This is a genomic window from Rhodococcus sp. NBC_00297 (assembly GCF_036173065.1).
Classification (GTDB): Bacteria; Actinomycetota; Actinomycetes; order Mycobacteriales; family Mycobacteriaceae; genus Rhodococcoides.
In genome coordinates this window covers 2,281,019-2,294,259 of sequence record NZ_CP108041.1, presented here as the reverse complement: position 1 = coordinate 2,294,259, position 13,241 = coordinate 2,281,019, and the positions used below count along the sequence as shown (strand labels likewise).

13 protein-coding genes are annotated in these 13,241 nt (G+C 67.3%); 4 read left to right on the top strand and 9 right to left on the bottom strand.

Going from position 1 to position 13,241, the window contains the following annotated elements; all coding sequences use genetic code 11:
* Positions 1-22: 22 nt before the first annotated feature.
* The 5 genes from OG947_RS10985 to OG947_RS10965 form a co-directional block, all read right to left on the bottom strand.
* Positions 23-562, bottom strand: a complete 540-nt coding sequence (locus OG947_RS10985; protein WP_222641386.1) for a GNAT family N-acetyltransferase — start codon at positions 560-562, stop codon at positions 23-25.
* Positions 563-564: 2 nt separating this feature from the next.
* Complete coding sequence (locus OG947_RS10980; protein WP_027505913.1) at positions 565-1,368, bottom strand: transglutaminase-like domain-containing protein; 804 nt, start codon at positions 1,366-1,368, stop codon at positions 565-567.
* Between the two features lie 19 nt (positions 1,369-1,387).
* A complete protein-coding gene (locus OG947_RS10975) occupies positions 1,388-2,557 on the bottom strand; it encodes a zinc-dependent alcohol dehydrogenase (RefSeq protein WP_222641384.1) in 1,170 nt (389 codons plus the stop codon).
* A gap of 9 nt (positions 2,558-2,566) precedes the next feature.
* Positions 2,567-3,118: a hypothetical protein gene (locus OG947_RS10970; protein WP_328813923.1), complete on the bottom strand. Its 552-nt coding sequence runs from the start codon at positions 3,116-3,118 to the stop codon at positions 2,567-2,569.
* 188 nt (positions 3,119-3,306) lie between these two features.
* Positions 3,307-3,477 carry a hypothetical protein gene (locus OG947_RS10965; protein WP_328813922.1) on the bottom strand — a complete coding sequence of 57 codons (171 nt, stop codon included), beginning with the start codon at positions 3,475-3,477 and terminating at the stop codon, positions 3,307-3,309.
* Positions 3,478-3,624: 147 nt separating this feature from the next.
* Between OG947_RS10965 and OG947_RS10960 the strand changes: the two genes are divergently transcribed.
* The 3 genes from OG947_RS10960 to OG947_RS10950 all read left to right on the top strand — a co-directional run bounded on the left by OG947_RS10960 (position 3,625) and on the right by OG947_RS10950 (position 6,327).
* Entirely contained in the window at positions 3,625-4,221 is a 597-nt protein-coding gene (locus OG947_RS10960; RefSeq protein WP_328813921.1) for a TetR/AcrR family transcriptional regulator, read from the top strand.
* 51 nt (positions 4,222-4,272) lie between these two features.
* The gene (locus OG947_RS10955) at positions 4,273-4,821 is read left to right on the top strand and encodes a dihydrofolate reductase family protein (RefSeq protein WP_328813920.1); all 549 of its coding nucleotides are present in this window, start codon (positions 4,273-4,275) and stop codon (positions 4,819-4,821) included.
* Positions 4,822-4,902: 81 nt separating this feature from the next.
* Positions 4,903-6,327, top strand: a complete 1,425-nt coding sequence (locus tag OG947_RS10950; RefSeq protein ID WP_328813918.1) for a DHA2 family efflux MFS transporter permease subunit — start codon at positions 4,903-4,905, stop codon at positions 6,325-6,327.
* A gap of 29 nt (positions 6,328-6,356) precedes the next feature.
* Here the strand turns inward: OG947_RS10950 and OG947_RS22665 are convergent, their stop codons facing one another.
* Positions 6,357-6,860 (bottom strand): GNAT family N-acetyltransferase, encoded by a 504-nt coding sequence (locus OG947_RS22665; RefSeq protein WP_442973126.1) that lies wholly within the window; start codon positions 6,858-6,860, stop codon positions 6,357-6,359.
* 84 nt (positions 6,861-6,944) lie between these two features.
* Between OG947_RS22665 and OG947_RS22660 the strand changes: the two genes are divergently transcribed.
* Positions 6,945-7,142: a hypothetical protein gene (locus tag OG947_RS22660; RefSeq protein WP_442973111.1), complete on the top strand. Its 198-nt coding sequence runs from the start codon at positions 6,945-6,947 to the stop codon at positions 7,140-7,142.
* A gap of 714 nt (positions 7,143-7,856) precedes the next feature.
* Here the strand turns inward: OG947_RS22660 and OG947_RS10940 are convergent.
* Genes OG947_RS10940 through lysX form a run of 3 tightly spaced genes read right to left on the bottom strand, consistent with a single transcriptional unit; the run spans position 7,857 to position 13,024 of the window.
* On the bottom strand, positions 7,857-8,744 hold the full coding sequence (locus OG947_RS10940) for an oxygenase MpaB family protein (protein WP_328813916.1): 888 nt from the start codon (positions 8,742-8,744) through the stop codon (positions 7,857-7,859).
* Between the two features lie 26 nt (positions 8,745-8,770).
* The gene (locus tag OG947_RS10935; protein WP_328813915.1) at positions 8,771-9,655 is read right to left on the bottom strand and encodes an alpha/beta fold hydrolase; all 885 of its coding nucleotides are present in this window, start codon (positions 9,653-9,655) and stop codon (positions 8,771-8,773) included.
* 9 nt (positions 9,656-9,664) lie between these two features.
* Positions 9,665-13,024, bottom strand: a complete 3,360-nt coding sequence (gene lysX, locus OG947_RS10930; RefSeq protein ID WP_328813914.1) for a bifunctional lysylphosphatidylglycerol synthetase/lysine--tRNA ligase LysX — start codon at positions 13,022-13,024, stop codon at positions 9,665-9,667.
* Positions 13,025-13,241 lie beyond the last annotated feature (217 nt).

The following is a 13,241-nucleotide window of genomic DNA, read 5'->3' as shown; positions in this document are numbered from 1 at the left end:
GACCGAGGAGACTAGGCCCTCGTCATCGAGCCGGGCGGTCGATCGCCATCACCACGTGGTCGGTGGGGTCGATCGGATTGTCCGGGGTGAGGTGGGCCTCGGCGACACGTCGGTACCCGGCCTTCTCGAGCGCCCGCCACGACGCCACGTTGCCCGTGGCCACCGGCACGACGACGCACGTCGCGCTCGGGTACCGCCGCCACGTGTCGGCCGTGAACTCGATCAGCACGCGGGTGCCGAGGCCGTGCCCAACGAGGTGCGCCTCGCCGATGAGGTAGTCGATGGTGACGGCCTCCGCGGGCACCGCCCAGAACGGCGCCAGCTCGTCGACGTACTCCGGGTAGTCGTGCCACCGGGCGCGCTGGAGCAGGCCGACGGGGGTTCCGTCGTCGAGAGCCAGCACGTCCTCGGACGGCTCCTCGCCGCGGGCGGACGCTCCGAAGTCGCGGGCGACGGCCTCGGCGGTGACCTCGTGGTTCCACCACCGCGCCACGTGCGGGTGAGACAACCAGCGCGCGAGCAGCGGGAAGTCGTCCTCGGTGACCCGCCGGAAGGTGATCACGATCAGCGCATGGACACGAGTTCGTGGACGTCGTCGTAGGGGAGCATCCCGTCCACCGTGGCCATGACCTGCATGCGGTCCAGAACGATGTACCCGTCGTGGTTGTCGAGGAACGCGGTGTCGGACGCGTCCCGCCCGGTGGCGATGCGCACGAGGCTCTGCCGTGGGGCCAGCCGCGTCGCGTCGACGACGCGCCAGACGCCGTCGACGTAGGCCTCCGCGACCGCGTGGAAGTCCATCGGGTCGCAGCCGGGCGCGTAGACCGCGACGAGGCGGGCCGGCACCGTCATCGCCCGCAGCAACGCGACGACGAGATGCGTGTAGTCGCGGCAGACTCCGCTACCCGCGAGGAGGGTGTCGGTGGCGCCGTCGATGGGGTCACTGCTGCCGGGAACGTAGCGCAGACGGCGGCCGACCCAGGCGGAGACGCGCTCGAGCACGTCGGCGTCGGAGGTGTAGCGCCCGAACTCGGTCTCGGCGAAGCCCAGGAACTTGTCCGACTCGCTGTAGCGGCTCGGCCGCAGGTAGACCGACAGGTCCCGCTCGACCACCGGGGCGGGATCCGCCTCGCCTTCCACGCGGGCGCGGTAGTCGACGACGAGTTGCCCACGCCCACAATCGAATCGGTGGATGCGCCCGCCGGTCTCCGCGCGGATCACCGTGGGCGTGATCTCCTCGCCGTCGAGCCGGAACGACAGCGACTCGGTGACCGTCGTCCCCGGTAGTTCGGCGACCGCGATCTGGAACTCGAGGTTGCTGGGGTCGACGACGGTCACGTCGAGGTGGGCAGATACGTCACGCGTCACTCTCGCATGATGCCACCGGTCACGGCCGGAAGATCGCCCGGACGCAGTTGTCCGCCTTCTCCTTGAAGATCGCGTACCCCGCAGGTGATTCCTCGAGCGACATGTCGTGCGTGATCAGGAATGTCGGGTCCAGCTCGCCGGACTGCAGGTGGTCCAGAAGACGCGGGACGTACCGCTGTCCGTGCTGCTGTGCGGAGCGCAGCGTGAGGCCCTTGTTCATGACCAGACCCATGGGAAACTTGTCGGTGACACCGTAGACGCCGAGCACCGAGACGACGCCGCCCTTGCGGACCGTCCTGATCGCCTCCCGCAGCGCCGTCGCGCGGTCGCTCTCGAGGCGCAGCGCCTGCTTCGCCTTGTCGTAGATCTGGCCGACACCGGTGCCGTGGCCCTCCATGCCGACGGCCTCGATCACCGCGTCGGGCCCGCGGCCGCCGGTCATCTCGCGGATCTCGTCGGTGACGCTGTCCGAGGCGGTGTAGTCGACGGTCTCGGCACCGATCTCGTCGCGCGCCATGGCCAGTCGCTCCGGGATCCGGTCGACGACGATCACGCGGCCGGCCCCCATCAGCTGTGCACTGCGCGCCGCCATCAGGCCGACGCCTCCCGCTCCCCACACGGCAATCGTCTCCCCGCCGGTGATCGAGCAGAAGTCCGCACCCATGTACCCGGTGGGAATCGCGTCCGAGGCGAACAGCGCCTGCTCGTCGGTCACGCCGTCGGGAACGGCGAAGCAGTTCTGATCGGCGAACGGCACGCGAATGTACTGCGCGTGCGACCCCTGGTAGCCGCCGAACGGATGCGTGTAGCCGTAGATGCCGCCGGTGGGATAGCCCATGATCGGTCGCTGCAGATCCGCGTTCGGGTTGGTGGTGTCGCACAGTGAGTACTGCTCGTGGTCGCAATACCAGCAGTTGTTGCACGCGATGAACGACGGCACCACCACGCGGGATCCCACACTCGTGGCCGTCACCTCCGCGCCGACCTCGACCACCCGGCCCATGAACTCGTGGCCGATGACGTCGCCCTCCCGCATGCCGGGGAGGTAGCCGCTCAGAAAGTGCAGGTCGGACCCGCACGTCGTCGTCACCGACACCTCCAGAACGGCGTCGTGGGGATTGACGATCACAGGATCGTCCACGGTCTCGACGGACAGGGTGTTCACGCCGGTCCAGCAGAGTGCGCGCACGTCGGTCTCCTACTTCTCGCCCGGTCGGGCGGCCGGGGTGGGAACCAGCGTGGGTATCTCGCCGGTCTGCAGCAGGGCTCGGGCTCGATAGAGCACCTTGAAGGCCGCGACCCGTGCCGCGACGTCGGGAACTACGGGGAGGGCCAGCTCGAGCGTCACCTCGGTGCCCAGGTCGAGGGGGGCTTCGGCGAACCGGACGACGGCGAGGTCGGTGCCTCCGTCTGCTCGGGCGAAGCGCACGGTGTTCCCGTCCTCGGAGCGGGTGGTGTCGACGCTCGGGTCGTTGCCGGACCCACTGTCGTCCGACCCGCTGTCGAGCGTCCACACCACGACGTCGCCCTCACCGGGAGAGACCGTGGCAACGTCACCGAGGACGGACGACAACCGCTCGGTGTCCAGCCACAACTCGCGAGCCGTAGGGAAGTCGACCGAGATCGTCAGCGTCACGGGCCCTGCCGGCTCCGCCTCACCGCGACCGGTCACCTTCTGGACGGCCGGGTTGCTCAGGGCGGTCTCGGCCGCCGCCTTCACTGCGTTCCGCGCTGTTTCGACGATGCTCACGTGCACTCCTCGGGTCTGCGTGAGCCCCGCATACCCGGCGATCGTGGCTGAAAACACGGCCGCATCGTTGTTGTCGCGTTCCCGTGAGTCGTCGTTCGGTGGCTGCTGCTCTCGGCGGCGAAGTGCCGCGAATTTTCTCCCTCCGTCCTTGGCGCGCAGATCGAGCAGGAGTCGGGCATCGGGCCGGTTCAATTAGCCCCGCCGCCCTCGACGACCAGCGACCCGGTATGGAGTCCGTTGCCATCGCCGGTGATCCGGTGGAGCTGATGCTCGCCGGGTACAAGGCCGGACCCGGAGCAGTGCAGCAGTTCGGCGGCAGTCCGTTCATAGATGCACTCCCAGGTGAGCGTGACGGTCAAGCGTGGAGGTTCAGGAGCCGACGGCATCGTCGACGACTGCTTTGCACACAGTGAGCGACTGCGCCTCGAGCTGCCTAGCGCAACCGACTTGCGATGAGGTTGATCGGTCGCTAATAATAACTACACGTTCATTTATTAAGGAGTGACATGGCTGGGCGGCCCAGATCCATCGACAACACCCAGATTTTCGAGGCAATGATTCGCGTCATGGGACGGACTGGTCCCGGATCGATGAGTTTGGCCTCGGTCGCAGAGGAGGCCGGCATAGTGCCGGGAACCTTGGTACAGCGGTTCGGATCGAAGCGCGGCTTGATCTTGGCCCTGGCCGAATACACCGGGCAGCGTTCGGCCGATCTACGCGAACAGGCACAACGTGATCAGCGACGTTCCCTTGACGTGCTCATCGAGCTTCTGGTCGGTGCCTGGGACTCCTCCACTACACCTCAGCAGTACGCCAACCACCTGGCCTTCTTGTGCGCCGATCTTGCCGACGCGCAATTCCTGGGACTGACGCAGGAGAATCACCGTTCGCAGCGCACCCTCATCGACGATCTGCTTCATGCGGGCGTCGACACAGGAGATCTGTTGGAAGGAACCGACGTCGAGAACCTGACGGCAACAATCCAATCAGTGATCGCCGGCGCGGGCGTCATCTGGGCCATCGAACAGCGCGGACCTCTCACCGAGCGTCTGCACTCTGCGCTCGAGCAGGTACTGGCCCCCCATAGAACCCCCACTCCCTGACCTTCTTCGGTCCTCGTTGTCCATCAACTGACCCCCGACAGGAGCCTCCTCATGGCCGCATCCACCGACCTCCACCGCACCTTCCGTACGCAGGTGTTCATCGCTACCAGCCTCGACGGGTTCATTGCCCGCCCCGACGGCGAGCTGGACTGGCTTATTCAACGCGGAGAACGCGCCGGCGACACCGGCTACGACGCCTTCATCGCCGAAATCGACACCATCGTGATGGGACGCAACACCTATCAAAAGACGCAGACTTTCGGGTTCTGGCCCTACGAAGGCATCCCCGTACGAGTACTGAGTACGCAGCTCGACGCCGACGACCCGAACATCATCATCACTCGCAACACCACCGAACTCGTGCGCGATCTCGATGAGGCGGGCGCGCGAAACGTCTACATCGACGGCGGTCAACTGATTCAGACGTTCCTCCGAGAGAGTCTCGTCGACCAGGTCACCATCACCACCGCGCCCGTCCTCCTCGGTTCGGGCCTTCCGCTCTTCGGCGCACTCGACAACGACATTGAACTACGGCACCTGAGCACCACGACCCTCGCAGAGGGTTTCGTTCAGACGACCTACACCGTCCCACAGGTCTGAGGCAGACACAGTCGACCTCGAGACAATCCCATGACAGAACCGTCGTCGTATCCCACTCCACCCCACCCCACACCGGCGAGCATGAACACCGAGCGCCGACACAGTGGGCGGTTGATCGCCATGTTGGTGGCAGCCGCATTCGTCGTCGTCCTCAACGAGACAATCATGGGCGTGGCCATACCCCGGCTGATGAACGACCTGGCCATATCAGCAAGTACCGCGCAATGGTTGACCACCGGATTCATGCTCACCATGGCCGTGGTCATCCCCCTCACCGGGTACATTCTCGAACGCTTCACCCTGCGCACCGTGTTTTTCACCGCGATGGGCCTCTTTTCCACCGGAACCCTCGTCGCGGCTGCGGCACCGGGCTTCGTCGTCCTTCTCGCAGGCCGCGTCATACAGGCTGCGGGCACGGCGATGATGATCCCGTTGCTCATGACCACCGTGCTGAACCTTGTACCGCCGACGCGTCGGGGCCGGATGATGGGAGTGATCTCCATCGTCATCTCCGTCGCACCCACCATCGGCCCCACCGTCTCCGGCCTCATTCTGTCCTCGCTTCACTGGCGGTGGATGTTCCTGATAGTCCTCCCCATTGCGGTCGTCACGCTCGGGCTAGGCGCTCGCTGGGTTCAGAACGCCACGGAGACGAAACGGGTCAAATTCGATGCACCCTCAGTAGCATTGTCCGCGTTCGCTTTCGGTGGACTGGTGTTCGGCCTGGGCAGCATCGGAGAGTCGGCCACCGGGCATCTCGCGGTGCCAGTGTGGATTCCGACAGCTGTGGGATTGACTGCCCTCCCCGTGTTCATCCGCAGGCAACTACGCCTGCAACGACACGACAACGCGCTATTGGATCTACGAACGTTCCGTTCGCGTCCGTTCGGACTTGCCGTTGTTCTCGTCCTGACCATGAACAGTGCACTCTTCGGTGTACTGATCATTCTGCCGATCTACCTGCAGACAGTTCGCGGCATGACTGTCCTGCAAGCCGGTCTAGCCCTGCTGCCCGGTGGCCTGCTCATGGGTCTGACTGCCCCCATTGTTGGGTCTATGTTCGACCGCTACGGACCGCGCCCTCTCGTTCTACCCGGCATGGCGCTCTGCACCGCCGCACTCGCCGCGACAACATTGTTCGATCCGTTCACCCACATCAGCGCGGTCGTCGCGGCGCACTCAGCCATATGCCTGGGATTCGGACTGGCCATCACACCCCTGCTGACATTTGCACTGGGCTCGCTACCTCCCCACCTCTACGCGCACGGCAGCGCCATGATCAGCACCGTTCAGCAATTCTCCGGCGCAGCCGGGACTGCGCTGTTCGTAACGGTCATGTCCATCGGGTCGGCGACATCTACGGCGAAGGCCAGTGACGTCGGCCTCGCCACCGCCCACGGAGTACACCTCGCCTTCCTCTGCGGGGCCGGTCTTGCACTGGTCGCCGTGACGCTGTCCCCGCTGATTCGCGAAACTAACCGACACCAGGCCAGCACCGTCGTCTGACGGCGAGGACACCCGAGGATCTGTCAGCCTCAAGCTGTCAACACTGCGTGCAGTTCGTCATCGCCGAGACGCCTGTTCGCGTACACGAGTCGAACTGCGCCCGGGTGTGCATCATCGGCGACGGGGAAACGCCCGACAAGGACAAGACCGGCCTTCTCTGCCACTCTTGCCGAGGCGGCGTTCGATTCACGCAGGTACGCAACAACAGGCAGATCGGGCCGAACGCACGCCGCCGCTACCACCGCTGCGCAGGACATCTCCGTTGCGTACCCCAAGCCCCGAACCGACGGCAGGAATCGGTATCCCAAATTCCAGAACGAATGCTGCCGAATCGAACAACCCCCGAACCCGACAATGACGCTCTCAGTGTGCCGTCTTACAACCCAGGTGCCCAGTTTGTCTCGATTCCACTGATCGATCCAACTTCCAAGGATGGCGCGTGTATCAGCAGGAGACGTATGCCGCAAACCCGGATCCTGCACCCATTCGCGCGGGTCACTACACAGCGCGAAAAGCTCGCACTCGTCAGCCATTTCGGGCACCGCCAGCGAAATCTGAGCAGTGCCGAGAAACATAATTGCATGCTAACAAACCGCGAGCCGCGAAGAACCGGCCTTGTGATTCGTACGGCCGAGGACGCTCTCGACGCCGTCGTCGAACCGTCCTGGGAGCCAGCGACCCGCGCTGAGCTGGCGGCTCCGCCGACCGGCGTCGCCGCGACAGGTCAGTACATGAACAACATTGATGACGTCGCCGAGATCTTGGAACGCAGCCGCACCTGGGCTCGGAACCTGAATGACGGGGTGCGCCTGTGATGGCCACGAACCCCGCCACCGCCCGCGGCGCGGCACACAGTCGTCGATGCTCTCGCTGGTCGGAATCCTGGCAATGATCGCTTTTCTACCGGTGTCCTACGGGTCACTGTGGGCCGGGCACGCCGCCGCCTGCACCGGCGCTCTGGTGCCGGGCGATCCGGTCCAGGCGCTGATCGAGGTCGCGGCAGGCTCCCTGACGCGCCGACTCTGTCCACCGTCGTCGTGGTCCACGCGGCAATCATCGTCGTCGCAGCGATGTGCGGGATCGTCGTCCTGCGCCGCGGGCGCGGGACAACCGCGGTCGACGCCAAGGCCAAGCTGATGGCGTCGCCGTCGGAGGTGACCGGGGTCACCGGCAATCAAGCCCGCACCCGGGCACCCCAGCTCCGCCCCGACCTTGAGCTGGTGAAGACCTGTCCGACAGCGACACCGGGGCCATGGTGTGGGGCGCAACGTAAGCGGCCGGGAGAAGCTGTTCATGTCCTGGGAGGCATGCTGTTCGCCCTCACGGTCCCCGTATGGGCAAGACGGCGGCGTTGGCGATCGACATGTTCGGTGCAGCCGCGGGCACTCATCCACGACACGGATCGCGTCATGAGTCCACCGTGCAGATGCTCTCCAGTTGCATGAGCGTGGTCGAGAAGAACGGGCACAGCGGCGACCACCTCAGCTACATCGTGGACATCCGTGTGCCCCCTCTACCCGCAATCAGGCTCAGCTCGCCTGTCGAGCGCCATCAGCGTGCTGCGGAGGCGGTACGGATCCGAGCGCCCACCGGATCGCCGTCGTGACGGCGACGCCGCTGGCACGCACTGCCGTCGCCTCGGTGAGCGGCAGGTACGGCAGCCGCAGAGGAAGTCGCGTCCACCAGGGCATCATCGACACCGCCACCGACGAGAGCAGTCCGTAGGCCGGCCGTACCGCGAGCGGAATCGGCGGGTTGAGCAGGATGAAGCGGGCGGTGCGACGTGCTGCGGGAGTGCCGCGCAGTTCGGGCCGGTACATCGCCAGCATCTCGTTCAGCTCGTCGACCGTCTCGGGCACGTCCTCGGCGCCGAGCCCGCGAGCGACCCAGGCCGACTCCCGGACGTAGGCGTCGCGGCCGCCGGCATCGAGAGGTCGGGCACCGTAACGATCGTGCGCGCGCAGGAAGCTGTCGATCTCCGCGACGTGGACCCACCGCAGCAGGTGCGGATCCGACGCGGCGTACGGCCGCCCGTCCGGCGCGACGCCCGTGATGCGCTTGTGCACGGCGCGCACGATCCGCACGGCGCGCTCCGCGTCCTCGATGGTGCCGAACGTGGTCTCGGCGAGGAACGTGCTGGTGCGTTGCAGACGGCCCCACGGGTCGCCGCGGTAGCCGGAGTGTTCGTCCACCGCAGCCATCGCCAGCGGGTGCAACGACTGCAGGAGCAGGGCGCGCATTCCGCCGACGAACATCGACGCATCGGCGTGGACGCGCTGGATCGCCGAATCGGGGCCGTACCGACGCGGCCCCTCGGCCAGGTGGATCCGGTCGCGTCGAGCGGGGCCCTCGTCGCCCGCGACCCGCGCGGAGATGGTCTCGCCCACTCGGGTCTGGACCGTGCGCAGAGGATTCATCTCTCCAGTGTGCGCTCGCGCGGCGTTCAGCCGGTGGAGACAGTTCTCACCAGCGCCGCGACTCGCCGGGGCTGATCGATCATGGCGTGGTGGTGCGACGGGGACACCACGGCGAAGCGGCCGCCGAGGTAGCGGGCCAGACGCTGCTGGCGCCGCAACCACTGCGCTCCCCACGGGGTCCGTCGCCCCGTGTGCGCGGCGGCCACGATGACGGGGACGGACGGAACGGGCGTCGTGCGGCGCAGGCGGTTCAACTCGAGGGCCATGTCGGCGTACACCGCGTACTCGATCGCGGCGGCCTCCAGATAGGAGGGATCGCGGTAGATGCGGCGGAGATCGTCGACCCGGTCGGGCGCGTACCCGTCCGGGGGAATGGCCTGCGTCAGGACGTGGCGCACCGGATCGGCGAGCAACCGTTGCAGACCGGCGGCCGAGACGATGCGGGCGATCACGCGGGTCACCGGAATGCGGATGCGCGGCGGCACCAGGGCCGACGGCGACTTCTCGACGCTCGAGTCGAGCAGCACGAGCCCCGCCGTGCGCGCGGGGTACGACCGCGCGAAGCCCTCGACGTAGAAGCCGGCCATCGAGTGCCCCACCAGGACCACGGGGTCCGTCATCGCGAGGGCGTCCAGGACGGCGAGGATGCGATCGGCCTCCTCGTGCACCGTCGGCACCCGGTCCGGAGGCAGCGGTTCGCTGTCGCCGAAGCCTGGTCGATCGATGGCCACCGTCGTGTGGCCGGCCGCCACCAGCAGCGCGGACACGTCGATCCAGTCGTGCCACGTCGAGGCGAGCCCCCCGCACAGCACGACGACCGGGGCGGGCGCCGCCGCCGCGTCAGGACGGGAGACCACCACGTGCACGGCGGTCCCCAGTACGTCGACGACCACCTCGCCGTTCGGTTTCATGTGAAACATTCAGCTCCGCGGCTTGGCCAACGGGAACGCGAGGGTCTCGCGGATCGACCCGCCCGTGATGAGCATGACCACCCGGTCGACACCCATTCCGAGGCCACCGGTCGGCGGCATGCCGTGCTCGAGCGCCTGGAGGAAGTCCTCGTCCAGTTCCATCGCCTCGGGATCGCCGCCCGCGGCGAGCATCGACTGCGCGGTGAGACGAGCGCGTTGGTCCACGGGGTCGGTCAACTCGCTGTACGCGGTGCCCAACTCGACCCCCCACGCCACCAGATCCCACTTCTCGGCGACGCCCGCGATGCTGCGGTGGGGCCGGGTCAACGGGGACATCGACGTGGGAAAATTGGTGTAGAACGTCGGGAACTCGGTGAAGTCCTCGACGAGGTGCTCGTACATCTCCTGCGCCACGGCCCCCTCGTCCCAGGTCGACTGATACGGGACGTCGTGCAGATCGCACAGACGCTGCAGCTCCGCGAGCGGTGTCTCGGGCCGGACGTCGGCACCGATCTTCTCCGCGACGGCGTCGTGCATGGTCTTCACCGGCCACTCGCCGGAGATGTCGATCTCCGTCATGGTGCCGTCCTCGGCCGGCCGGTAGATCACCTCGCGGCCGTGCGCGGCCACGGCGGCGCGCTGGATCAGCTCCCGGCACAACACCATCGCGCGCTCGTAGTCGCTGTGCGCCTCGTAGGCCTCGAGGATCGTGAACTCCGGATTGTGCTTGAAGTCGGCGCCCTCGTTGCGGAACACGCGACCGATCTCGAAGACCCGCTCCATGCCGCCGACGCACAGCCGCTTGAGGTACAGCTCCGGCGCGATACGGAGGTAGAGATCGAGGTTGTAGGCATTGATGTGCGTGAGGAAGGGTGCCGCGTTCGCGCCGCCGTGAATCTGTTGCAGGATCGGCGTTTCCACCTCCATGTATCCGCGGTCGCCCAACGTGTCGCGCAGCGACTTCACCACCGCGCTGCGGGCACGCATGAGGGCGCGCGCCTGCGGATTGATCTCCATGTCGACGTAGCGCTGACGCACCCGCGCCTCGGGATCGGTGAGCCCGCGGAACTTGTCGGGCAGCGGGTGCAGCGATTTCGCGTTCATGCGCCAGTCGCTCACCAGCAGCGCGAGCGCTCCGGTGCGACTGCGACCGACCACTCCCGTGCAGGAGATCAGGTCGCCCAGGTCGAAATCGGACGTGAAGCGTCGCAACCGATCTCGATCGATGCGCTCGCTGTCGAGGAGGATCTGCAGGTCCCCGCTCCAGTCGCGCACGAGGCCGAAGACGACGCCGCCGTAGTCGCGGATGCGCAGCAGGCGACCGGACACGCGCACGGTGGTGCCCTCCGGGGCGTTCGCCGCGGAGTCCACGGTGTGGGTGGGCGGATGCGCGACGGGGTAGGCGTCGACGCCGTCCGCGGAGAGCCTGTCCAGCTTGGACATCCGCACCCGGACCTGTTCCGGCCGTCGCCGGCCGGGCAGCGTGTCGACGGGTGTGTCGTCGGGCTCGCTCCCGTCGGCGTGCAGCGTGCCGTCGGCCAGCAGCGCGGCGGGAACAGCCTGTCGGGTGCCGGTGTGAGTGCGTGCACCGAGGCCCGGCAGCGTGAGGAAGCCCTCCGCGATGGCCGATGCGGTACCCACCTTCGGCAGATCGCGGTTGTCCTCGAAGCACAGGTACCGCGGTACCCACTCGGGCTGGTACTTGAGGTTCGATCGGTACAGCGCCTCGAGCTGCCACCATCGCGAGAAGAACACGAGCGTCGAACGCCACAGGCGCAGAACAGGTCCCGCACCGATGCGGCCGCCCTCCTCGAACACGGAGCGGAAGACGGCGAAGTTCAGGGACACCTTGGTGATGCCCACGGTGTCCGAGCGGGACGCGAGCTCGGAGACCATGAGCTCGACGGTGCCGTTGGGTGAGGCGGGATCACGGCGCATGAGGTCGAGCGATGCTCCGCTCGCGCCCCAGGGCACGAGGGAGAGGGTGCCGACGACGCGGTCGTCCGCATCGAGCACGGCCTCGACGAGCAGGCAGTCGCCGTCGAGAGGGTCGCCGAGGCGCCCGAGTGCCATGGAGAACCCGCGTTCGGTCTCGGTGTCACGCCAGCGGTCGGCACGCTCGACGATGGCCGGCCACTCGTCCTCGGGGATGTCGCGATGCCGTCGGATGCGCACCGTCACGCCCTTGCCGCGCGCCCGATTGACCGCCTGGCGCACCGGGCGCATGTCGGGTCCGTTCAGGCTGAACGAGCGGGTCTGCAAGATCGCCTCGTCGCCGAGTTCGAGCACGGCGAGTCCCGCCCGCCGGAACGCGGCGGCACCGGTCTCGCTCGCTCCCATCACCGCCGGGGCCCACCCGTACCGAGACGACATCTCGAGCCACGCCTCGATCGCGTGAGGCCAGGACTCCTCGAGGCCGATGGGATCGCCGCTGGCGAGGCACACTCCGACCTCGACACGATAGGTGATGGCGGCCTTGCCGTTCGGTGCGAAGACCACCGCCTTGTCGCGGCGGGTGGCGAAGTAGGCCAACGAGTCGTCGTGGCCGGAGCGGGCGATGAGTCCGCGTAGCGCCGACTCGTCCGTGCCGGTGAGGGCGTTGCTCGCACGCTGCGAGCGGAACAGTGTCACCACCGCCGCGGCGAGGGCGACGAAGGCGAGCAGTCCCAGAAGAAAGTTGAGGAATCCGTGTGGTCGGCCGCTGAACTGCTCGTTGTCCACCAGTGCCAGGCCGGCCACTCGGTTGAGTGACCACAGGAAGGTCTCGTTCCGCGGCAGCGAACCCGGGAAGGCCTCGAGCAGCGCCCAGCCGGCGAGGATGCCGACGATCAGACCGGTGACGAGAACACCGAGTGCCTTCCATCCGGCGCCGCGTCGGACCTTGGTGTCGAACTCGGTGCGGGAGGCGAGCAGCAGTGCGAGCACCGCGACCTGCAGAACGAGGCCGATCCAGGACCCGACGCTGCCGGGATCGTCCACCAGGGTCGATACGTTCACCACCGCGGATCCGGTCGTGTAGAGGAGAGCGATCCACCACGCGACGCGTTTGCGCGTCGACAGCGCCGCGGCGACCAGCGCGACCACGAAGCCGTAGGACAGGCTCGTGTCGGGAGCGTCGATGACGTACGAGTCGAGCCACTCGCGGGGCACGTGGACGAGGGCTCGGAGCGCGGGTGACAGGCTCCACAGGAGGACCAGCGTCGCGTAGACACCGAGCACGAGGCCGACGTGGTGCGGCACCTGCCGCAGGCGCCCCTTGTGGCGCGACCGGCGATCGGCGCGGGCGACGCGGGACGCGTCGGACAGGCCCGACGGGGACGGTGATGCAGTGCCCGCGGCGGATGCCGCCGGGGTCGCCTGTGTGGCCATGATCGAGCGCCTCCTGCCGGGACCGTGGATGACGGGACGAGCCCGTGCTCCGCAGGACACAGGCTGTGACAGACAACTATGCAGCGTTCGATGCCGCCGCGCGCCCTGTGCTGCGCGGCGGGTCGTCACGAAGGGCCGGGAACCGGAACGACGTCGGGTTCGTTGGCCGGGCAGCACCGATCCGAATACGGATGAATCGGGCGAAACGAGAAGGGAT